The following is a 22,826-nucleotide window of genomic DNA, read 5'->3' as shown; positions in this document are numbered from 1 at the left end:
CGCCCGGGCGCCGCTCGTCCGCCGGGCACCCCCTGCCGCCCGGCCCCGACGCCTGACCCTGCGCGCCGTGATGCGACACGTGTCGTGTCGCGGCCGCGCCATCGCCGTCGGTGCCATCCCGGTTGCCACGCAACCCGAAGAACCTGACCAGGAATACCCCGATGCGCAACATTGCCCCGTTGGCCCTTTCCCTGCTCGTCCCCGTGATGCTCGCCGCCTGTGGCGGCGACGGCGGCGGCGGCCAGTCCGCGACGACGCTGAACAGCAAGACCGGTACGACGACGTCGACCACCGGCACGGCCGCCACGCCCGCGGGCACGACGTCCACCCCGACGTCGACCACGCCGGCCACGTCGCCGGCCAACCCCACCACGAACACGAACACGACCGCGACGAGCGGCCCCGGCTTCCCGGTGGCAGCCCCGTGGATGACGTACTACGGCCCCGCGTCGAGCCTCGACCTGAACCGCGCCGCGACCACCTATCGCGTGATGGACATCGACCTCGATCCGGGCACCGGCAACTTCACGGCCGCGAACGTCGCGACGCTGAAGAACAACGGCCAGAACAAGGTGCTGAGCTACCTGAACCTCGGTTCGTGCGAACACTGGCGCAGCTACTGGAGCAGCGTGCCGAGCGGTTTCGTGTCCTGCAGCGCGAACACCGCCGCGCAGGCCGGTGCGTACCAGGGCTACTCGGACGAGACGTGGATGAACGTCGGCAACGCCGACTACCAGAACCTGATCCTGAACTACGTCGTGCCGCGCCTCGTCGCGCAGGGCGCCGACGGCTTCTATCTCGACAACCTCGAGATCGTCGAGCACGGCACGTCGACCACCAACGGCCCGTGCGACGCCGCATGCAGCCAGGGCGGCCTCGACCTCGTGCGCAAGATCCGCGAGAAGTACCCGAACCTGCTGATCGTGATGCAGAACGCAACGAGCGACGTGACGCGCCTCGGCACGACCGGCGGCGTGAAATACGCGAGCCTGCTCGACGGCGTCGCGCACGAAGAGGTGTACAAGCCGAGCTACGACCAGGGCGTCGAGCAGGAACTGCTGAACTGGAAGGGCATGAATCTTGCGCCGGGCGGCCGCCCGTTCTGGATCGCGACGGTCGACTACGTCGGCTCGTGCACGAACACCGCCGACGCATCGAGCGCGTACAACTCGGCCCGCTCGCACGGCTTCTCGCCGTACGTGTCGGACGCGAGCGCCGGCCAGGGCACGGTCTGCTACTGGGGGCTCTGATCCCCGTCATGCGTCGCGCGCGAGCGGCGCGACGCACGTGACGGCCGGCGGCCGGGCATCCTGCCCGCCGCCGCCGTGACGCCACGCAACGCAACGCGACGCGGCGCCCCTCCGGGCGCCGCGCGCACGTTACGAACGCGCGCGCTTGTCGCCGCTCCCGACGACCGGCGCCAGCAGCTGGCGCACCAGCCCCTGCGCGACGCTCGTCGCCGCATCGCGGCTCCAGCCCGTGCGGCTCGCGGTGCCGCTCCACACCACCGCGCCGGTGCGCAGGTCGATGATCTGCAGCGCGATGCCGATCGCCGGCTCGCCGTCGACCCCGACCTTGTAGCGCCACTCGTTCACCGCGCCCGTCAGCCCGTAGCGCAGATGGTTGTCGGCCGCCCACTTCTTCGCCTTGCCCATGTCCGTTCCGGTCCAGTCGACGAACATCCCGTCGTCGCCCGGCGTACGGTACTCGCGCACGTCCGTGTAGCCCTGCGCGCGCAGGAAGCCCGCGACGATCGACGCGGCGCGCTGCCCGGCGTTCGCGGTCTCGGTGTTGTTCTCGATCGGCAGCACGGCCCAGCCGGTGTTCGCCATCCGCAGGTCGCTGTAGCCGCCGCTCGCCTCGAACGGCGAAACGGGCCCGCTGTCGACCTGCGCGCAGCCGGCGAGCAGCGCGCTCGCCGCGGCCAGCGCCACGCACCAGCGGCGGGCGGTCCATCCGTGCCGCGCCGGCTTGCCAGCCACCTGCGGCGATGCGCTCTGTTTCATTTCGCTCTCCTTGATTACCGGGTCAATACATCCAGCGATAGCGAATCCCGACTTCGGTCACGGGCGTCGAATGGTTCGACGACGCGCTGGCATGGGTGATGTAGAGGCCGAGCTGGTCGCCGCCGAACACGCTGCCGACGACGCCCGCCGTCACGCGCTCGCCCCACTTCGCGTGCGAGTCGTACAGCGGGCCGACCTCCAGGAACGGCCGCCAGCGACGCGAATAGCCGTCGAGCAGCCCGTTGCCGAAACCGCCGAGCAGCGCGATCTGCGTGAACGTGCGCGGCACGAACAGCGGCGCGGTCAGCGGCGTGCCGTTCGGCGTCATCTGCTGCAGCAGCGAGCCCGGCGTGCCGTTCGCGGTGTACTCGCCGTGCGTGACGGCAACCCGCACCGTGAAATCCGGATACGTGATGCGCAGCTTGTAGCCGCCGTCCGCGGTGATCAGCGTGCCGTGCCCGAGGTACGAGCGGTCCTGTCCGTAGAAGCGCGCATATTCGACGCGCGCCCGCGTGAAGATGTGCAGGTCCGGCTGGAACGACACCGCGGCGGCCACGTTGTCCTTCATGCCGCCCACCTGCAGCTGCGCGGATTCCGTCGCTTCCTGGTTGCGCCCGACCGACCACGTGAAGCTCAGCGGCCGCCCCTCGAACAGCGCGCCTTCGGCGCGCACCGTCGTGAACGCGCGCAATGCGTCGCGGCGGCCGAGCACCAGCGCCTCGCGGCTGAAGGCGCCGTAATGGCGCAGCACCGCCTCGAAGTTGCGATCCTTGCCGGGCACGCCGGGCAGCGAATCGTTGCCGTGCTGCGCGCGGTCGACGTAGCGGAACGCGAACGCGATGGTCGGCGTGATGCGCACGCCCGCGCCGATGCTGGTCTCGTAGAACAGCAGCGGCCCCGTGTGCACGTAGCGGAAGCCCGGCGCGACCGCCTGCGCGGTCGGCATCACCGCGTCGACGTAGGTCGCGTGCATCGCGTCGCTGTCGGGCAGCAGGTTCTGCGCCTGCGCGGCGTCCTGCTGCGCGGCTTCGATGCGGCCCGCGCGCTGCTCGGCGGCGATCTTCGTCGCGCTCGGCATCGGGTCGGCCGGATCGTCGAGCATCTGCGTCAGCTTCGCCGGGTTGTCGTCCGCGAGCGCGAGCGCCGCATTCGCATACGACGGCTGCGACAGGCGCTCGGTGTAGTGCCATGCGAGCCAGTCGCGCTCGAAGTCGTACGCGTCGTGCGACTGGCTCCACGCGAGCATCGCCTCGCGCGCGACCGCCGACGTGTGCTCGTTGCGGCGCGTCAGCCCTTGCGCGGCGGCCGGCGGCAGCATCGACAGGTCGCCGAGATCGGTCGCCGCCTTCGACGCCGGCGCGGCGTTCGCCTGCGCGTCCCGGCGCAGCAGCTCGATCAGCAGCCGCTTCGACGCGTCGCCGCCCGCGAAGCGGTCGGTGAGCGCGATGAAGCGCACGCGCGCCATGTCGTATTCGTCGGGCGTCATCTGCTGCGGCCGGCGCTGGTCGATGCGTTCGCGGTGCAGCTTCTTCCATGCGGTGCGGCGGATCTGCCACGCCTCTTCGGTCTGGCCGTCGAGTTCGAGCGCGTCGGCCACCGTCAGCCGCCACAGCACGTCGTCCCGATGCGAAGGCAGGTTCAGGCGCAGGAAGTGCAACGCGGCGCGCGCGTCGCCGAGCCGCAGGTAGGCGGCCGCATACGCGGCCGTGAGCGGCGTGTCGCCGGTCGCGCGCGAGCGGTACGTGCGCAGCGCGGTGCGCAGCGCCGCATCGGTGCCCGAATCGTTCAGCAGCCAGATCAGCGCGACCTGCGCCTTCGCGTTGTCGGGCTCGATGCGCAGCACCGCGCGCACGTCGTCGACCGCCCGCGCCGGCTCGCCGACGAGCCGCCAGTATTGCGAGCGCGCCATCAGGTATTCGGGGTCGCGCTCGGCAGCGGCCGCCTGCGCGGGCGTCAGCGCATTCAGCAGCGTCGCGATGCGCTCGTACGCGCGGGCGCGCGAGTAGTAGTACACCGCGCGCCGCAGGTCGCGCAGCTCGCCCGTGCGGCGGTACGCGTATTCGGCGACGCGGCCCGCGTCGAGCGGCTGCGCGTCGAGCGCATCGATCATCTGCTCGAGGTCGCTCGGCGTCTCGTGGCCGCTCTTCAGCAGGTGCCGCGAGCCTTCGACGACGACGTCGGGCCTGCCGGCAAGCTTGCCGAGCGTCGCATACAGCCGCCAGTATGCGTCGGCGTTCTGCGCCGCCTGCGCCGCCGGCTTCGCCTTCTCCAGCGCGGCCAGCCCCTCCGCGTAGCGGTGCTGGCCGTAGAGCGCGACCGCGATCTTCGTCGCATACGCCTGGTTCGGGCCGTAGTCGTGCTCGAGCGTCTGCCACGTGCGCAGCGCCAGCGCGTCGTCGCCGGTGCGCTCCGCGAGCGCCGCGGTGCGCTCCAGCACCGGCTGGCGCAGCGCGCCGTGCGCCTGCATCGCGAGGAAGCGGAGCGCCGCGCCCGGCGCGGCGCGCCCTTCCTGGATCGCGACATACGCGTCGATCCATTCGAGCTGCTTGCGGCGATCGACCTGCCCGCCGCCCCGCGCGAGTTCGTGCTGCATCGCGTCGAGCAGCGCGCGATCGTCGCGCAGCGCGGGCGCGAGCCGCAGCACCTGCTGCCACGACGCTTCGTCGTTGCGCGTCTTCGCGAGCCACAGGTACGCGTCGAGCGCGACGCGCGGCCGGTTGTTCCAGGTCGCGACCTGCGCGAGCCGCTCGTGCCACGCGACCGACTCCGGATCGCGCGCAAGCGCACGGCGCGCGACGTCCTCCGCCTCGCGCAGCTTGCTGTTCTGCAGGTAGACCTTGAACGCGAGTTCCTCGTCGGACGGCGCGGCCGCCGCGCCGGGCGCATTGCCGGCCGCCGGCAGCGCGGCATCGTCGGCTGCGTCGTCCGGCTCCTTCGGCGCTTTCGCCGCCGGTGCCGCCTGCGCAACCCGCACGACATGCGGCCGGTCGCTCCAGCGCCATACCGCGAGCATGATGCGCGGCGCATCGGCCGCGTCGCGCGGCGCCGCCGCCGGCTTCGCGTCCGCATGCTTCGACCCGCTGCGCAGGTTCATCAACTGGTTCGTGTAATCGGACGCGAGATCGGGGCGGCCCGCCGACATCGACAGCGAGATCAGGAAGCGCAGCGTGCGCGCGTCGGTCGCGAGTTCGCCCACGTGCTCGCGCGCGGCGAGCATCGCCTCGCCGAGCAGGTTGCCGCCCTGCAGCGCACGCAGCCCCGCGAAGAAGAACGTGCGCCGCTCCGTCTTCGACGTCGCGTGCGCGAGCGCCGCGAACGACGCGCTCGCCGCCTCGCGGTAATGCCCGCTCGCGAGCTGCGTGGCCGATTCCTTGCCGAGCCAGTACGTCGCGCGCGCCGGCTCGCGCGCCGCGAGGCGATGGTAGTAGCGCGCGGCGAGCCCGCCGTCGTTCAGCGCGATCGCCTTGACCGCGAGCACCTGCATCTGCGCCGGCGACAGCGGCGCGTCGAGCGCGTTGTTCAGCAGCGTATCGAGCCGCGCGATGCGCGCGATGCGCTCCGGCGCGCCTTCCGGCAACGCATACAGCCGCTGTTCGGCCAGGCCGATGTCGGACAGCAGCGCGCGCAGCCTGACATCAGCGTCGGGCGACGTGCGCAGTTGCGCGATGAGCCGTTCCGCGTCGTCGTAGCGGCCTTCGCCGACGTATTCGCGCGCGAGATGCTCGACGGCGCCTGCGTTGTTCGGGTCGGCGCGCAGCCATGCGCGCAGATAGGCGACGGTGAGGGAATCGGTCTCATGGCTGTCGAGCAGCGCGCGTTCGAGCGTGCCGCGCGGAAACACGGCGGCGAGCGACAGCGCGACGGCCGCGCCGAAGCCGGCGATGCCGAGAGGCGAAACGAGTCGTTTGCGGTCAGATTGCACGGTCGGCTTCCACGTGGACGAATTGCACAGGACCGGCCGCGTGCGCGCCCGACCACCCTTGCGCGTCGCGCAGCACCTGCGCGCCCTGCGCCGAGCGCGAACCGTCGCGGCGTTCCGCGCGCGCCGGCGCGCGCACGCGCTCGGCGAGCGCGCCGATGCCGACGACGTCGAGCGCCGGGCCCGTCACGTACGGAATCACGCCGGCCGCGCGGATTCGCGCGGCGGTATCGCGCGCGCACACGTCGTCGGCCGGCGGGCAGTAGTCGATCGACACGACCGGCAGGCCATACGCCTTCGCGGCGTCCACCTGCAGCATCAGCCATGCGCGATCGGCCGGCGTCACTTCGGTGTAGCGCTGCTGCGCCTGGTTCCAGCCGCGATAGAGCGACTCGAACGCGACCGCATACACGCTCGCATGCACGCGCGGCAACAGCTCGAAGCCGCGGTTGAGCATCAGCCGCGCGGACGGGAAGCGCGCCTTGATCGCGTCGATCACCGCGACGATGCCCGCCTGCTGGCGCGCGCGCTCGGCGTCGGTCTTCGCGACGATCTGATAGGAGTCCAGCGTATCGAGGAAGAAGCCGCGAAAGCCGCGCGCCCACAGCGGTGCGATCACATGTTCGACATAGAACGCGGGCCATTTCGGCGCGGCCTGGTCGACCACCGCCGAACCCCACGCGCGATTCTCGCCGTGCAGCCACGCTTTCGGGATGTCCTTGTAATACGCGCGCGCGGTGGTCACCTCGCCGACGCTCACATACGCGAGCCACGCGGTGTGCGGCGTGTCGGCCGCGCGCGGGTCGAAATCGCTGTCGGGTTCGACGACGACGCTGTCGAACGTCGACAGCGCGGCAACCGGCACGTGCGCGCCGTAGAAGAACGCGAAGGCCGGCTGCGGCGCGACGGCTGCAACCGCGGCAGCAGCCGCGCTCGCGCGTGGCTCGCCCGCGCGCGCCTGGCCCGCGTCGTCCGCGGCACGCGGCGCCGCGATCGCGGTGGCGGAATCGGCCGGAAGCGGAACCGTGTCGAGAGAGGCAGCCTGCGCCGACGCCGACAGCGGCGCGAGGCACGCGACGAGCGCGCGCACGCCGACCAGGCGACGCCGAATCCTCCCCAACATGGCCATGCCCCCCGGGCCCAACGGCTGTTGGCTCTGCACAGCAAACCCCCGTGTTGTCTTTCTTGCGTCGCGGCGTGCCATCCCTGGTTTCGTGTCACGACTGCACACGAACGCGCCGCGCTATCGAATCGGTCGCGCGTGACTGCGTGAATGCGCGATGCCTTGGATGAAGAAATAGACCAAGACATTTCGAAGTTCAAGGCGATGAACCCTGCAGGACGGCGAAACGTCGGGCGGTATTTTCCCGTAGTGCCGGCGCGTGCGCGGCGCGCCGTTGCACATCTGTTACGCGCCGCTGCAACCTTGCCCGCGCAACCGATGACGGCCGCCGCAGGCGATTCGTCGCGGGGCCGTTGCACACGCATGCGGTGGATGCCGCCCCACATGCGCGCGCGAGAATGCGCCGGGCGCCCACGCGCCGAATCCGGTTCCGATGTATCAGCGATGAAACAAAACCCGCGCGATTCGGCGCACGCCAACCCGCTGCGCGCCGTGTGGCCGCCCTGCGCAAGGAGGCCCGATCATTGGTACGTTACTTGCGTCACGGCGAGGGGCAGCATCGACGGCGCATCCGTGCCCGGCGCCTCGACAACGCGGAGCATCGATCATGATTTCCGGAATCTCTGGCCTTCCGGGCCGCAGAGCCGTCGCCGCGTGCGGCGTCGCGCTCGCGCTCGCCGTCGGCCCGGCCTGCGCCGTCGCGCAATCCACCCAGTCGCCGCCGAACGGCGACAAGAACGCGGCGCCGCCGCTCGTCTTCAAGATCAAGCGCCAGGCCCAGCGCGGCCCGGCCCAGCCGCCGTCCTACCCGACGCAGCCGCAGCAGGAAGTCCGCAAGCTCCGGTAACGAACCGGATCGCATAACTCACTACATTGCCATCGCATACGAGCCACGTTTCCGATCGCCCGGTCGAGGGGAACATCATGCATCCGAACCCGGCTTCCCGCTTGTGCCAGTCATGCGCGGCCGCCACCCGCCGCCTCGTGCGCGCACGCGCGGCCGCCTCGCGCGCCGCTGCCGCACTGGCGCTCGCGATGCTCGTCGCACTTGGCGCGCTGCCGTTGCGCGCCGTCGCCGAAACGCCCGTATCCATTGCAATGAAGCTGCTCGTCGTATCCGCCAACGGCACCGAGCCGAGCTTCGCCGCGATCACGTCGGTGCTCAAGCAGGTCGGCGTGCCGTACGACACGCTGATCGCGACCCAGACGCCGCTCACCGCCGGCATGCTGTCCGACGGCCTCGGCAACGGCCGCTACCAGGGCGTGCTGCTGAGCACCGGCAACCTCGGCTACCTCAACCCGGCGACCGGCAACTACGAGAGCGCGTTCAGCGCCGCGCAATGGCAGGCGCTGTGGAACTACGAACAATCGTTCCGCGTGCGGCAGGCGACGCTGTATACGTATCCGTCGGGTTTCCCCGACAACTACGGCCTGACGCTGATCACCTACGCGAACACCACCGCCACGCCGCTGCAGGCATCGCTGACGGCGGCCGGCAAGGGCATCTTCAATTACGTGAACGGCGCGAACCCGATCACGATCACCAACGCGTGGACCTACCTCGCGACGCCGGCCGGCAGCAACGTCGTGCCGCTGCTGTCGACGTCGAACGGCTATGCGATCGCGTCGATCTACACGTCGGCCGACGGCCGCCAGAACCTGACGATCACCGCCGACGAGAATCCCGACCTGCGCCACACGCTGCAGCTCGCATACGGCGTGATCAACTGGGTGTCGAAGGGCGTGTTCCTCGGCCAGCGCCATGTCTACATGAGCCCGCAGCCCGACGACATCCTGATCGACGACGACATCTGGGATACGCGCTCGCTGAGCGACACCACGGGCCTCACGTACCGGATGACGGGCACCGACTTCCTGAATGCCGCCGCGTGGCAGGGCAACCTGAACCGGAACGTGCCGAACGCCGCGAACGTCAAGATCGAATGGCCGTTCGTCGGCCAGGGCGCGACGGGCATCTACCTGCTCGATACGCTGACGCCGGTCGTCGCGCTCAACCAGGGCGCGTTCCGCTGGATCAGCCACACGTACACGCATGCGAACCTCGACGCGATCAGCTCGGCCGCCGCGACCACCGAGCTGCAGAAGAACGTGCAGATCGCGCGGCAGCTCGGCCTGCGGCTGTTCACGGCGGACAGCATGGTGCAGCCGGACGTGTCGGGGCTCGGCAACCCGAACTTCCTGAGCGCCGCGAACACGTTCGGGATCCGCTACCTGGTCTCCGACACGTCGCAGCCGGCCTGGAACAACCCGAGCCCGAACACCGGCTTCACCAGCCAGTACCAGCCGTCGATGCTGATCATCCCGCGCCACCCGACCAACCTGTACTACAACGTGACCACGCCGGCGCAGTGGGTGTCGGAATACAACCACTTCTATGCGCCGGGCGGCCTCTTCCCGACCTGGGACCATCCGCTCAGCTACAGCGAGATCCTCGACAAGGAATCGGAGATCTGGCTGCGCTACATGCTGAAGTACGACATCGATCCGATCATGTTCCACCAGCCGAATCTCGCGCAGTACGGATTACTGAGCACGTCGACGCTGCTCGGCGACCTGATGGGCGCGACGCTGAACAAGTACAACGCGCTGTTCGCGCTGCCGGTGCTCAGCCTCGCGGAGCACGACATCGGCGCCGCGATGGCCGCGCGGATGGCGTACAACGCATCCGGCGCCGGCGGCACACTGCTGCTCGGCGCGACCGGCAACAGCATCCGGCTCGCGACGACGAAGGCCGTCACCGTGCCCGTCACGGGCATCAGCTACGGCACGAGCGTCGAGACCTACGGCGGCCAGCCGATTTCCAGCATCGCGCTGCCCGCGGGCGGCACGCTCACCGTTCCCGGCCCGGCATGGTGACACGCAGATGAACTCCAGGGCGCGGCCGCCGCCCCCGCGGCGGCCGCAACATACGACAACAATCGGGATGCGCGAGGTTTTCGATGGCCATTGATTCCAAATCGACGCGATTCGATGCGGGGATCGACGCGCAAGGCGACACGCCACCCCGCGCCCAGCATCCGAGCCTGCGCGCACGCATCCTGCATCGCACGTCGGCCGCGCGCTTCGCGTCGCTGCTGCCGCGCGACCACACCGCCACCTACGTCGCGCTCGAGACGCTCGTGCTGTCGGTGCTCGTCTTCGCGCTGTGCCGCGTGCTCTCCCCGGCCGATCCGCTGCTGCTCGGCAAGGCATTTCCGTGGATGTGGCTGCTGCCGCTGTTCGTCGCGCTGCGCTACGGCACCGTCGCCGGCCTGGGCGGCGCACTTCTGCTGGTCGGCGCATGGGGCGTGTTCTATGCGCGCCTGCCGCTCGCCGACGTGTTTCCGCGCGACTTCTTCGTCGGCGGCTTCATCACGATGCTGGTCGCGGGCCAGTTCAGCGACACGTGGGCGACGCGGCTGTCGCAGGCGCGCACGTCGAACGCGTACCTGAGCGAGCGCCTGTCGGTGCTGACCAACAACCAGTTCCTGCTGCGGCTGTCGCATGACCAGCTCGAACAGGATCTGCTCGTGCGGCCCGCGACGCTGCGCGACGCGCTCGCGCGGCTGCGCGACATGATGCTGGAAGACAGCGTGTCGACGCCGGACGCGCCGCTGCCCGGCGCGCAGCGCTTCCTCGAAACCGTCACGCAGGCGTGCCAGATCGAAGCCGCGCAGATCCACGCGGTGCGCGACGGCCAGCTGGTCGCCGCGCCGGTTGCCGGCATCGGCACGCCGTTCGAGTTCGACGCGTACGATCCGCTCGTGATCGCCGCGCTCGACGAGCTGTCGCTCGCGCATCTCCAGTCGCTCGACGCGCGCGACCGCGCACGGACCCGCTACGTCGCATGCGCGCCGCTGATCGGCGCCGGCGAAGACGTGGTCGGCATGCTCGTCGTATCGCAGCTGCCGTTCCTCGCGCTGACCACCGACAACCTGCAGCTGCTGATCGTGATGAGCAGCTACTACGCGAACGGCGTGCGGCACGCGGCGCTCACGCACGACCTGCTGCAGGCGTTCCCCGACTGCCCGTACGACTTCGCGCTCGAATACGCGCGGCTTGCCGACCTGCGGCGCACGAACGGTGTCGCGTCGTCGGTGGTGATGCTGCAGTTCGACGCGAGCCGGCAGGCGCAGGCGATCTTCGAGCACGTCGAGCGCGCGAACCTCGACTTCCACGTGCAGTGGGCCTTGCATGCCGGCGGCAAGTGCGCGCTGGTCTTCATCATGCCGCTGTGCGACGAAGTGGCGGTCGAGGCGCAGCTGCAACGCATCGAGACCGACGTGCGCGACCAGTACGGCATCGGCTTCGCGGAAGCGCGCATCGTCGCGCGCTGGTCGCCCCTCGACGGCACGCCGTCCGACGGCGCGCTGCGCCAACTGCTGGCCGCCTGCGATGAAACCCGTTGAATCCGCCCGCCCATCGCGTCATGCCCGCGCACGTGGCGGCCACCTCGCGCCGCCCGGGTCGCCCGGGCTGTCTCAGCGGCCGTCGGGCTGGCCCGGCGCGCGCGCGCTGCACGCGACGCGCGGCGCCGGCCGCAACGCCGCCGACGCGATCGCGCGCCTCGCGAGCCGCCTGCGCGCGTTCGCGTTCCCGCGCCTCGACGAAGGCGTGCTGATCGTGCTCGTGCGCGAGCCGCAGTTCACGCCGCACCTGCTCGCGACGCTGTCCTACGCGCAGGAGCACCAGGTCAAGGAAGGCCTGCTGAACCGGCGCACCGCGGTCGGCCACCGCGTGACCGCGCTCGTCGCGATGCGCACGATGCCGGTGCGCGCCGCGAGCCCGATCCTGCACGCGCTGCTGAACGATCCGGCCGACGACGTGCGCCTGCTCGCGTACGGGATGCTCGACAAGAGCGAGAAGCGCGTCACGCAGCAGATCGTCGTCGAGCGCGCGAAACTCGCGCGGCGCATCAGCGACGACGAGCGCTACCGCATCGACAAGACGCTCGCCGAGCTGCACGGCGAGCTGGTCTACGCGCGCCTCGTCGAAGGCGACGTGTATCGCAACGCGCTCGAACAGGCCGACGCGCATGCGTTGCGCGCGCTCCACCATCAGCCGCAGGACGGTGCGCTGTGGCGGCTGCGCGGCCGCCTCGCGTTCGAGACCGGCCGCCTCGACGACGCCGAGGCGATGCTCGTGAAAGCGATCGCGTGCGGCTTTCCGCGCATGCGGGTGCTGCCCTATCTCGCCGAGATCGCCTACCGCCGGCGCGACTACGCAGCCGTGCGGCGCTACCTCGGCGACCTGCCGCCGGTGCCGCCGCACCTGCTCGCGCCGATTGCCGACTACTGGAAAACGTGACGAGGACGTTCATCATGATGCGCGACCCAGGTCTCGCTGCGCACTCCGGCCGCCGGCCGGCCACCGTCACCGACGCGCTCGGCAACGTGCTGCCGCGCGCGTTGACCGCCGACATCGGGCTGCTGCTCGAGGGCACCTATCCGTACGTGAGCGGCGGCGTGTCGTCGTGGGTGCACGACATCGTCCGCGCGTTCCCCGAGTACACGTTCGGCCTGTGCTTTCTCGGCAGCAAGCCGGACGACTATCCGAAGATGGCCTACCCGCTGCCGACGAACGTCGTCCACCTCGAGAACCACTACCTGTACGACGCCGGCCCGCCGCCCGCGCAGGTGCAGGGCGTGCGCGGCAACCGCGACGCGTTCGAGCGGATCGCGGCGCTGCACGAGCAGCTGCGCCGGCCCGCCGATGCGCCGCTCGACAACAAGCTCGTGCGCCGCGTCGTCGACGACCTGACCGAGGAGCACCGTCTCGACGAGGCGCAGTTCCTGTACAGCCAGGAGGCATGGACGTTCCTGACCGACCAGTATCGCGCGCACTGCAGCGACCCGTCGTTCTCCGACTACTTCTGGTCCGTGCGCCTGATGCACCGGCCGCTGTGGCAGCTCGCGGGGATCGCCGAGCGGCTGATCCCGATGCGCATGTATCACGCGGTGTCGACCGGCTACGCGGGCTTTCTCGGCGCGCTGCTGCGGCACCGCCAGGGGCGGCCGCTGCTGATCTCCGAGCACGGGATCTACACGAAGGAACGCAAGATCGAGCTGTTCCAGAGCCAGTGGATCCGCGACAACCGCAACCTGATCGAATACGACGCGTCGCATATCGGCTACTTCCACGAGATGTGGGCGCGCTTCTTCGAGTCGCTCGGCCGGATGACCTACGCGGCCGCCGACGACATCGTCGCGCTGTACGAAGGCAACCGGCGCCGTCAGATCGTCGACGGCGCGCCGCCGTCGAAGACGCGCACGATCCCGAACGGCGTCGACCTGCGGCGCCTCGCGCCGCTGCGCATGCAGCGGCCCGCCGACGCACCGAAAGTGGTGTGCCTGATCGGGCGCGTCGTGCCGATCAAGGACGTGAAGACCTTCATCCGCGCGATGCTGACCGTCGTGCGGACGATGCCGGACGCCGAGGCCTGGATCGCCGGCCCGGAAAACGAGGATCCCGCCTACGCGGCCGAATGCCGCGAACTGATCGACCGCCTCGGCCTCGCCGGCAAGGTGACGCTGCTCGGCATGCAGCGCATCGACGAGCTGCTGCCGAAGATCGGCGTGCTGGTGCTCAGCTCGATCTCGGAAGCGCTGCCGCTCGTGATCCTCGAAGCGTTCGCCGCGGGCGTGCCGGTCGTGACGACCGACGTCGGCGCGTGCGCCGAGCTGATCCACGGCGCCGATGCCGACGACGCCGCGCTCGGCAGCGCGGGCCGGATCGTGCCGATCGCCGATCCGGTCGCGCTCGCCCGCGAGGCCGTCGCGCTGCTGGCCGACGGCCACGCATGGCACGCCGCGCAGGCGGCCGGCATCGCGCGCGTCGAGCGCTTCTATTCGCAGGAGCGCATGGTCGGCGCGTACCGCGCGCTGTATGCGACGCTGGCCGGCGCGCCGGACCGGCACATGCCGGACCCGGGGCGCGTGGTCAGCACCGCGTCGTGTCCGTACGCGGCGCGCGGCTAGCGGCGCCACGGCAACCGGCCCTCGACGAAGGAGCGATCGATGTCCGCCATCGGAATCAAGCTGCGCCGGCTCGCGCGGCACAATTCGCTGCTCGGCATCATGCGCGCGTATGCGTATGCGGGGCTGGTCGGCGCCGGGCCGTGGATCTGGTCGATCGTCGGCATCCTGCTCGTCGGGCTGCTCGGCGCGTCGCCGCTGCTGCCGAACGCGATCGTGTCGGACTTCCAGGTGTCCGCGACCTACCTGATCGCGGCGAGCCTGATCGTCACCGGCCCGATGCAGCTCACGCTCACCCGCTTCACGAGCGACCGCCTGTTCGACAAGCAGCTCGACGCGATCGTGCCGAACTTCACCGGCGCGCTGCTCGCGGTCACGGCCGGCGCGATCGTGCTCGGCCTGCTCGCCGCCGGCTTCGTGTTCGATGCGCAACGCGGGCTGTATCGCGCGCTGATGGTCACCGGCTTCGTGCTGTTGTGCGACATCTGGATCGCGAGTGTCTTCCTCGCGGGGCTCAAGCAATACAGCGGGATCCTGCGCGCGTTCTTCGTCGGCTACGCGGTGACGACCGTCGCGGCCGTCGCGCTCAAGCACTTCGGCCTCGAGGGGCTGCTGTACGGCTTCGTGCTCGGCCAGACGCTGCTGCTGCTGTTGCTGCTGACCCGTGTCTACGGCGGCTTCCCGGCGACGCGCGTGATCTCGTTCGACCTGTTCCGGCGCGTGCACCGCTATCCGACGCTGATACTGATCGGGCTGCTGTACAACGTCGGCATCTGGATCGACAAGATCATGTTCTGGTATTCGCCGGGCACCGGGCAGGCGGTGGTCGGGCCGCTGCACGCGTCGGTGATCTACGACATTCCGATCTTCCTCGCGTACCTCGCGATCACGCCGGGGATGGCGGTGTTCCTGCTGCGCGTCGAAACCGAGTTCGCGCGGCACTACGGCGCGTTCAACACCGCGATCCGCGAAGGCGGCTCGCTGCAGCAGATCGAATACGCGCACGACGCGATGGCGCAGTCGCTGCGCAGCGCGCTGTTCGACATCGTCAAGGTGCAGACGCTGACCGTGCTCGTCGTGCTCGCGACCGGCCCGCTGCTGCTCGACGCGATGGGCATCTCGCGGCTCTACATGCCGCTGCTGTCGGTGCAGGTGATCGCGACCAGCCTGCAGATGGTGTTCCTCGCGATCATGAACAGCTTCATCTATCTCGACCGGCGGCGCCCGGCGCTCGTGCTGATCGCGGCGTTCTGCGTGCTGAACGGGTGCCTGACCGCGGCGACGCTCGCCGCCGGCCCGGTGTTCTACGGCTACGGCTTCGCGATTTCGCTGCTCGTGGTGGTGCTCGTCGGGCTCGGCTGGCTGGACCGCAAGCTCGACACGCTCGAATACGAGATCTTCATGCTGCAGTGAGCGGCGCGCCGTTCGCGCGCCATGCGTCGTGCATCACGCACACGCATCACGCATCGATCGGCGGCATCGGCCCCTGCCCGCGAATCCACGCCCAGTTCGCGCGTTCGGCCATTTCCTTGTCGCCGCGGCTGTCGCCATACGCGAACAGCTTCTGCGGCGGGTGCTGGCCCCACCATGCGCCCAGCCGCACGACCTTCTGCGGCCCCCAGCAATTCTCGCCGTCCAGCCGGCCGGCGAACGCGCCGCGCTCGAACGCCAGCTGCGTGGCGAGCACCGCGTCGAAACCGGCCGCCTGCGCCCACTTTTCCAGGTACAGCGACGGCGACGCGCTCACCAGCACCAGCTCGTGGCCCAGCGCGCGATGCGCGCGAACCCGCTCGAGCATCTCCGGGCGCACGAGCCGCGGCAGGTCCGCGTCGACGAAACGGCGCGCGAGCGCGTCGAGCGCGTCCTCGCGGATCGGCCCGAACGCGAACCACGCGAACTTCGCCTTCGCGTCGCCGCGCGAGATCCACCCCGCCTTCATCGCGACGATCCACGGCAGCGCGCGCAGCCCCGCCCATGCGAAGCGCGGCGTGCCGATCGCATGGCGGACGAAATGGCGGAAGCTGTCGGACGTGGTGATGGTGCCGTCGAAATCGAATGCGGCGACGATGCGGTCGGTCATGGAGAATCGGTCGGAATGCAATGGAATGCCCGGGAAGATAGCAGACTCGCGGCGGCGCGCCCATGTGCGACGCGACGGCTGGCGAGCCGACGCCCGCCCATCGCCCGCTCCGCTCAGCCCTGCAGGCGCGCGGCGGCCGCGGCGGGCAGCACCACGTTCATCAGGTGATCGGCGCGCGACAGCAGGTCGGTCACGCGCTCGTCGAGCCTGCGCAGTTGCGCCGGCTGCATGCGGATCTGCTGCACCGCCTGCCCGACGATGTTGCGGCGGTCGAACAGCATGCGCTCGAGCCCCGCGTCGTCGGGCGCGCGCACCACGTCGGCGACCGCGCTCAACGCCGCGAGCACCACGACGAGGCTTTCTTCCGCGTGCCGGAGCTTTGCGGCCAGCTCCCCGGTCCGGCCCGGGAAGAAGCCGAGCGACTGCTTGAGCGCGCCGAGCGCCGCGCGGTAGTCGAGCTGCCCGGACGACGGCCGGAGCCAGCGTTCGAGCATGCCGGCCCTGCGCGTGGCCTGCGCGAGCATGCCCGCCATCAGGTCGGCCGCGTCGAGTTCGTTGAATTCGCGCGTCGTCGCCGCGACGGCCTCGACGAGATTGCCGGCGCTTTCGAGCGCGCCGTCGCCGATCGTCGCCACGCTCGCGAGCCTGAGCGGCACCAGTTGCCGGATATGCCGCTCGATGCGCGGCGCGTAGTCGGGATAGAGATTCGGGAAAGCGCGCTGCGCGGCGTCGAAGCACTGTTCGAGCAGCGGATGGTTCGCTTCGCCGAACAGCGCCTTGCCGGCCGCGGCGGCCGGCAGCGCGCGCGTGTCCCGCGCGGGGGCGGGACCGAAATCGAGCGCCTTCGGCTCGGGCCGATCGGCCGGCGGCGCATCGAACACGAGACGGCCCGGCACGCGCGCGGGCGCGCCGTCGTCGAAGTCGAGCGCCTTCGGCTCGTCAGGCGGGCCGGTCATCGCCGCGTCCTGTCCGGCGCACCGGGCCGCGGCCCGTCAGACCACGCCGCCATAGGCCCGGACGAAATCGCCGAGGCCGCGGTTGTAGCCCGCGCCGACCGCCTTGAACATGAAGTGGCCGTCGCGCCGGTAGAAGCTGCCGACCTGCACCGACGTCTCCATCGAGAAATCCTCTTCGAGCGCGTACTGCGCGATCGCCGCGCCCGTCACCTCGTCGGCGATCCGGATGTAGCTGTTGCGAACCTGCCCGAAGTTCTGGCGCCGCACGTCGGCCTGGTCGATCGTGACGACCACCGAGATTTCCTCGATGTCCGTCGCGAGCTTCGTCGCGTCGATGAAGATCACCTCGTCGTCGCCGCCGCCGCTGCCGGTGCGGTTGTCGCCGCTATGGACGACACCCAGGCACGTCGACGACGGCATCCCGCGCTTCGGGAAATCGTGGCCGGGCTGGATGAAGGTGTCGCTGCGGTCCATCGTGCGCACTTCGCTGTTATAGAACACGAAGTGCTGATCCGAGATCAGCTTCGGATTGTTCTGCGCGTCGTACTTGCAGAGGAACACCGACACGTCGAGATCGAAATCCGTGCCCGTATCCGTCGCGTTCGCATCCCAGCCGAGGCCGATGCGGAATTTCTGCGTGCCGGGCGCCTCCTTCGACAGGTTGACGCGGCCGCCCTTCGACAAATTGATCATCTGAACCTCTCCTGCTGCAACCCGCCGGTCGCCGGCGGCCAAGCCGGGCTGCGTCCGGCAGCCCGTCGTCGCGATATCCGCGCAGCGGCGTTACTTGCCGGCCGCCTCGGCCCGCTCTTCCTTGCGCTGCGCGACGATCGACGACCACACCGCCGCGCCGATCATCGCCGCGCCGATCAGGCCCGTGATGACCTCCGGCACCTCGAGCTTGACGCCGAGGAACATGATGGCCGCCAGCGCGCCGATCGCCCAGAACGCGCCGTGCTCGAGATAGCGGTACTGCGCGAGCGTGCCCTTCTTCAGCAGCACGAGCGTCATCTCCCGGATATAGGCCGCGCCGACGCCCAGGCCGAGCGCGATCAGGAAGATGTTGTTCGACAGGGCGAACGCGCCGATCACGCCGTCGAAGCTGAACGACGAATCGAGCACTTCGAGATACATGAAGCCCGCGACGCCTTCACGCACCACGCGCGTGCCGGTGTCCTCGCCGCCGATCAGGTCGCCGATGCCGTGCGCGATCACGAAGCTGATCACGCCGAACGCGCCCGCGAGCAGGAAGCTCACCTGCTCGGCCGACGGCACGTACAGCGACGCGATGATGACGATCGCGAGCGTGAGCGCGACCTCGAGCGCCGTGATCCGGCCAAGATGGCTCATCGGGCCTTCGAGGAAGCCGATCCAGTGCTCGTCCTTCCCGGTGTCGAGCATGAACTTGAAGAACACCATCAGCAGGAACGCGCCGCCGAACGCGGACACCTGGTGATGCGCGGAGGTGAGGATCGCCGCGTACTTTTCCGGTGCGTCGATCGCGAGCGTGAGCGCCTCCCACATGCCGATGTGGCCGATCACCGCGACGATCAGCAGCGGGAACACGAGCCGCATGCCGAACACCGCGACCGGCAGGCCGAACACCATGAAGCGGTTGCGCCACTTTTCCGACCAGTTCTTGAGCACGGACGCGTTGACCACCGCGTTGTCGAGCGACAGCGAAATCTCGAGCACGCACAGGACGGCGACGATCAGCATATCCTTGAAGCCGCCGAGCAGGTACGCCGCAACGAGCGCGAGTGCCGTCAGTGACAGCGGAATCTTGAAGTCTTTCAGCATGATGGGATGTGACTCGGTTTGAAAAAAAAGAGGCTGTGCGGGCCCGCGCTCACTTCGCGCGCACCCAGTCGCAGAATTCCTGCGTGATCAGCTGTTCGTAGATCTGCTCGTCGGTCACGTCGAGCGATTCGAGATGCAGGAAGCCGACGTTCGGCATCGCGCCGGCCGTTTCGGCGAGGAAGTCGAATTCGCGCGGATCGCCGACGCCGACCAGCGACCAGTACAGCGGGTAGTGCTGCGACTCCGTCAGCAGCTGGCGCACGCGCTTGCGATCGTGCTTCGGGTTCTGGCCGTCGGTGACGAACAGCACCCAGGCCGGCAGGTGGCCGTTGGCCGGGGCCGGTGCGCTCGCCGGGGCAGGCGCGTCGCCGGCGCTGCCCGCGCTGCCGAACAGCCGGCTCAGGAAGCCGCGTTTCGCTTCGCGCTTCGGCTCCGGCGCGCGGAAGAAGAAGTCGACGATGTCGTTCATCACCGGCGCGTACTGCGTGCCGCCCCACTTCGTGATGTTGCCGTTCAGCACGTAGTCGGTGATGTAGGCGCCGTAGTTGTCCGGCGTCGCGGTCGGCAGCCGGTCGTAGCCCTCGGTGAAGGTCCACGTGTCGACTTCGCCGTTGTCGTCGAACTTCAGCGCGATGCCGAGGATCCGGTCGTGGGTTTCCTGGATCACGCCCGACTGGTAGAGCGCCTTCGCCGAGCCGGAGATGTCGAGCGCCGCGCCGACGCGCACGACGGGCGGCTTCAGCATCCGGCGTTTTTCGAGGACGATCGCGACCTTCGCCGCGCGTTTCTCAAGCGTAATCATGCGGTGTCCTTCAATGGTGCTTCGGAGCGAAACGTGTGATCAGGTCCTGTTCGAGCTGGCGCAGGCGCGGCGCGTCCTGGTCGCGCTGGCGCTTGCCTTCGGCGATGATCCTCGTGACGTCGTCGAACGCGCCGAACAGCTGCTGCTGCGCGTATTCGAACGTGTCGGCCGAGATCACCGGGCGCTGGCCGAGCTTCGCGACTTCCTGCGCGTTCGCGCGGTTCAGGTCCGCCTGCGCACGGATCGCCTCGTCGGCCGCGTCGTACGTCGCGTTCGCGAGCGCCGCCGCGCGCTTCGTGCCGAGCTGCTCGAGGTAGAGCGCGAATGCGTTGGTCCATGCGGGGATCAGCACCGTTCTGATCGTCATGAACTTCGACGTCAGCGTGCGCTTCTGGTCCTGCTCCATCCGGATCTGCGGCGCGAGCTGCTTCGACATCAGCATCGCGCGGTCGAGATCGTCGAGCTTGCTGTCGAGCGCGTCGGCCGTGCGCTGCACGTCGAGCAGCCGCTGCGCGGCGAACGCGTCGTCGGCCTGCTGCCGGCCGGCCGCGAGGCTCGCGCGCAGCGCGGCGAGCGCGGCTTCGCCGCGTGCCTTCGCCTGCGCGAGTTCCTGGTGCAGCGCGTAGTTGTCGTTGTACATCTGCTCGAGCGCGTCGATGCCGGCCTTCTGGCGCTGCGCGTGCTGTTCGAGCTCGGTGACGAGCGTGTCGATCCGCTTGCTGACCGATTCGTATTGCGACAGCAGCTTTTCCTTCGTCGAACGGAACAGCCGCGTGACCTGCGTGAGCAGCCCGCCCTTGTCGGCACTGCGCGGGTCGAGGCCCTTGGCCGTTGCGATCAGTTCGTTGAGCTTGTCGCCGAACTGGTCCGCGTCGGACGCGCGCATGCTCGCGAGTATCTGCTGGGAGAACGCGGCGATGCGGGTGCCCTGCGCCGCGCCGAGCTGGTCGATTTCGTCGAGGGTGATCGGGTGCGTGGTGTCGGCCGCGAGCGGCATGACGACGTGAGACGAAGACGGGCCGGAAGGACGATCGCTGACCGCGTCGGATTTCTTGTCATCGAACAGCGGCTTCATGTGGCTACCACGTTTCCTTTTCTGCTTCTGCTGCGGGTTGTCGTGCCCCAATGACAGGCATCCGCGATTTCCGGCCGTGCTCTCTCACGACGGCGGCAGACGGACAATAAATGGGGTGAATGCTCTGCGTCAAGAGAATGCTTTCAATTTGCATTCGTTGGCGAAGTGGAACGTCGGGAACTGTGAAAGGCGTGGAAAATTCTTCCTATTGGGGGCAGACCTGTTGGGCTTGTGACAAGGGCGTGACGGTTGGTTGCGGCTTGCATGAATGAAAAGATATTGAAAGATGCGTGGGGGATGCGCTTCGATCCCACATTACGGATCGCTGACCGCGCGACGAGGCGTAACCGGGGGGCCGGCGCACCTATTCCGAGTAACCCTGCGCCGCCGGCCGCGCATCGTGGCGACGCCCCCACCACGGCAGATAGGCGTTGTTCTCGCCGCGTGCGCGGAACCGGTCCTTGTCGGGGTCGATCGGGGTGAGTTTCGATGGCGGGACGATCACGACGGCAGTCGGATGATCCACGTCGGTCGTGCCGGCCACCAATACGCTCCCGCCCAGATGGTTCGCACGGCCGATCGCCAGCGCGACGTTCGTCAGCGCCGTGCCTGCGCCCATGTCACCGAGCAGCGCCGGGGTGTTGAAGCCTTCCCTCTCGGTGCCGTCGTCCGACGGCAATGCGTCGACCGCCTGAGACAGGACATCCACGCGCGCGGGCGCCTCGTCGCTTTGCCTGCCTGCGTCGTAGATCACATAGCTCACTGATGAAACGGCTACGCCGGCATTGCGTGCGGCGGCTTCGATGGCCGCCGTCCAGGCCTGCTTGCGGCGGCTTGCGCCGGGCTTCTCGGTGAAGGCGTCGGCGGCGCTTCGCGCCGTCTTGCCGATCCACGCCAGCGGTTCCCGGTCGGTCTTCAGGTTGGGGCCCGCGAGGAACAGCAGCGCCAGATTTTCGTTGGTCTGCTCGTCGTTCGGCGGGAAGCTCGGGGCGTCCCAGTTCATTACCCAGACGCTTTCCTGAGGATGTGCCTGCAGATAATCAAGCGCGGCATTCAACGACGCGAATCCGGCATTCGCTCCGCCGACATGCGCGCGAACGTCCGCTGGAACATTTCTGCTCCAAAGCTCCTTAGCGTCTTCATTCCCGATTTCGAAATAGCCCTTTATCTGATCGGCCAAATATCCGCTTGCCTCGCCAGCATCAAGTCGATTAGGGATGGCAAGCTCAACGCGAATACCGGCGAGCTCCCTCCACTTACCCACATTATCGGGAGATACGGTATATAAATAATATGGATTTAAAACATATTTTTCAGCAAACAAACCCAACAATTTTTTTACATATTTCTTATAAAACCCGCGAAAAGTCTCTTTCCCCCTGCTCCCATCCACAACAATAGAAATGGGTTGGGGCGAACTAAATTTCTGACGATATTTCCTTACCATGTCATCATTTTTGTTCGGCTGAACGAGCCCCATCGTCCACGGTAGCTGCCATTCGGTCGGGTAATCACGACGCTGTAGCGGATTAAGCCATTCAAGGCCGACTACTTGGGCAACAAAGGGCTTGGAAGATGTATCCGGGACTGGTTTTGCCGGCGTGGCGCTCACTTCGGCACGTGCTACCGAGCCCGACCAGATTGCCGTCAAGATGATTGCTGCGATCCCGATGCGCTTGGGGAAAATGAAGCGATGCATGGATGTTCGAGGTTGAACAGAGGGCAGCGGGTACCGTGCTAGCCGCATTGTCCCGTTGCCCTGTTGTCGGCGGAACCACATCGCACTATGCGCGGTGGAGTTCCTGACGGCGGTAATTCGGGTGCTTACTCCCGCCCGGAAGACGGCACACTCGAAATCAGCGTCGCCCCGCAGGAAGTCTTGTGGCCGTCGAACGCGGCAGGCTTCCCGTCGACGATGACTTGCGGGTCGCCTTCGGCAATGAAGCACGCCTGGTGGCCGGAGATCGGGCAGACACACATGTCGCCGAGCCGGGCGACCGGCCTGCCCATTACTTCGCTGACGGCACTGCCCGTCACGACCTTGCCGCCGTGGCTCGTCGCATCTCCAACTCGAATGATTCCGCGCATAGG

17 protein-coding genes and 1 pseudogene are annotated in these 22,826 nt (G+C 68.7%); 7 read left to right on the top strand and 11 right to left on the bottom strand.

Annotated features, from left to right (window positions below):
• The first annotated feature begins 161 nt into the window (after positions 1 to 161).
• Positions 162 to 1,250, top strand: coding sequence for an endo alpha-1,4 polygalactosaminidase (locus ABFO07_RS07690; protein WP_230952964.1), 1,089 nt, complete (start codon positions 162 to 164; stop codon positions 1,248 to 1,250).
• 129 nt (positions 1,251 to 1,379) lie between these two features.
• Here ABFO07_RS07690 and ABFO07_RS07685 read toward each other — a convergent pair whose 3' ends face one another.
• The 3 genes and pseudogenes from ABFO07_RS07685 to ABFO07_RS07675 all read right to left on the bottom strand — a co-directional run.
• Entirely contained in the window at positions 1,380 to 2,006 is a 627-nt protein-coding gene (locus tag ABFO07_RS07685) for a DUF4136 domain-containing protein (RefSeq protein ID WP_059567630.1), read from the bottom strand.
• A gap of 22 nt (positions 2,007 to 2,028) precedes the next feature.
• Positions 2,029 to 5,928 (bottom strand): tetratricopeptide repeat protein, encoded by a 3,900-nt coding sequence (locus ABFO07_RS07680; RefSeq protein ID WP_347468597.1) that lies wholly within the window; start codon positions 5,926 to 5,928, stop codon positions 2,029 to 2,031.
• Positions 5,929 to 6,073: 145 nt separating this feature from the next.
• A pseudogene (locus tag ABFO07_RS07675) lies at positions 6,074 to 6,919 on the bottom strand (endo alpha-1,4 polygalactosaminidase); the annotation flags it as partial.
• A gap of 736 nt (positions 6,920 to 7,655) precedes the next feature.
• On the opposite strand from ABFO07_RS07675, the gene ABFO07_RS07670 reads away from it, so the two are divergent.
• From ABFO07_RS07670 to pelG, 6 genes are all read left to right on the top strand, one after another.
• Complete coding sequence (locus tag ABFO07_RS07670; RefSeq protein WP_059909003.1) at positions 7,656 to 7,895, top strand: hypothetical protein; 240 nt, start codon at positions 7,656 to 7,658, stop codon at positions 7,893 to 7,895.
• 77 nt (positions 7,896 to 7,972) lie between these two features.
• Positions 7,973 to 9,925, top strand: coding sequence for a hypothetical protein (locus ABFO07_RS07665; protein WP_059890415.1), 1,953 nt, complete (start codon positions 7,973 to 7,975; stop codon positions 9,923 to 9,925).
• Between the two features lie 83 nt (positions 9,926 to 10,008).
• Complete coding sequence (locus ABFO07_RS07660; RefSeq protein ID WP_059567637.1) at positions 10,009 to 11,457, top strand: PelD GGDEF domain-containing protein; 1,449 nt, start codon at positions 10,009 to 10,011, stop codon at positions 11,455 to 11,457.
• Complete coding sequence (locus ABFO07_RS07655) at positions 11,444 to 12,355, top strand: hypothetical protein (protein WP_059878860.1); 912 nt, start codon at positions 11,444 to 11,446, stop codon at positions 12,353 to 12,355. Before ABFO07_RS07660 ends, ABFO07_RS07655 begins: the two co-directional genes overlap by 14 nt.
• Before the next feature lie 14 nt (positions 12,356 to 12,369).
• Entirely contained in the window at positions 12,370 to 14,025 is a 1,656-nt protein-coding gene (pelF, locus tag ABFO07_RS07650; protein WP_260427126.1) for a GT4 family glycosyltransferase PelF, read from the top strand.
• A gap of 39 nt (positions 14,026 to 14,064) precedes the next feature.
• Positions 14,065 to 15,435, top strand: coding sequence for an exopolysaccharide Pel transporter PelG (pelG, locus tag ABFO07_RS07645; protein ID WP_059567641.1), 1,371 nt, complete (start codon positions 14,065 to 14,067; stop codon positions 15,433 to 15,435).
• Between the two features lie 46 nt (positions 15,436 to 15,481).
• On the opposite strand, the gene ABFO07_RS07640 is transcribed toward pelG, so the two are convergent.
• From ABFO07_RS07640 to ABFO07_RS07605, 8 genes are all read right to left on the bottom strand, one after another.
• Complete coding sequence (locus ABFO07_RS07640; protein ID WP_059878854.1) at positions 15,482 to 16,102, bottom strand: HAD family hydrolase; 621 nt, start codon at positions 16,100 to 16,102, stop codon at positions 15,482 to 15,484.
• 113 nt (positions 16,103 to 16,215) lie between these two features.
• Positions 16,216 to 17,058, bottom strand: a complete 843-nt coding sequence (locus ABFO07_RS07635) for a hypothetical protein (protein ID WP_322230662.1) — start codon at positions 17,056 to 17,058, stop codon at positions 16,216 to 16,218.
• Positions 17,059 to 17,094: 36 nt separating this feature from the next.
• On the bottom strand, positions 17,095 to 17,751 hold the full coding sequence (locus ABFO07_RS07630) for a TerD family protein (RefSeq protein ID WP_059567647.1): 657 nt from the start codon (positions 17,749 to 17,751) through the stop codon (positions 17,095 to 17,097).
• 90 nt (positions 17,752 to 17,841) lie between these two features.
• Complete coding sequence (locus tag ABFO07_RS07625; RefSeq protein WP_059809792.1) at positions 17,842 to 18,858, bottom strand: DUF475 domain-containing protein; 1,017 nt, start codon at positions 18,856 to 18,858, stop codon at positions 17,842 to 17,844.
• 49 nt (positions 18,859 to 18,907) lie between these two features.
• Positions 18,908 to 19,660, bottom strand: coding sequence for a VWA domain-containing protein (locus ABFO07_RS07620; protein ID WP_059878848.1), 753 nt, complete (start codon positions 19,658 to 19,660; stop codon positions 18,908 to 18,910).
• A 10-nt stretch (positions 19,661 to 19,670) separates the two neighbouring features.
• A complete protein-coding gene (locus ABFO07_RS07615) occupies positions 19,671 to 20,735 on the bottom strand; it encodes a toxic anion resistance protein (protein ID WP_347468596.1) in 1,065 nt (354 codons plus the stop codon).
• A 364-nt stretch (positions 20,736 to 21,099) separates the two neighbouring features.
• A complete protein-coding gene (locus ABFO07_RS07610; protein WP_347468595.1) occupies positions 21,100 to 22,434 on the bottom strand; it encodes a virulence factor in 1,335 nt (444 codons plus the stop codon).
• 125 nt (positions 22,435 to 22,559) lie between these two features.
• Positions 22,560 to 22,823 carry a PAAR domain-containing protein gene (locus ABFO07_RS07605; protein WP_059878842.1) on the bottom strand — a complete coding sequence of 88 codons (264 nt, stop codon included), beginning with the start codon at positions 22,821 to 22,823 and terminating at the stop codon, positions 22,560 to 22,562.
• Between the last annotated feature and the right edge of the window lie 3 nt (positions 22,824 to 22,826).

The organism is Burkholderia stagnalis (assembly GCF_039848545.1).
GTDB classification, from domain to species: Bacteria; Pseudomonadota; Gammaproteobacteria; order Burkholderiales; family Burkholderiaceae; genus Burkholderia; species Burkholderia stagnalis.
The sequence above is the reverse complement of the archived record's forward strand: the minus strand, read 5'-3'. Positions and strand labels throughout refer to the sequence as shown.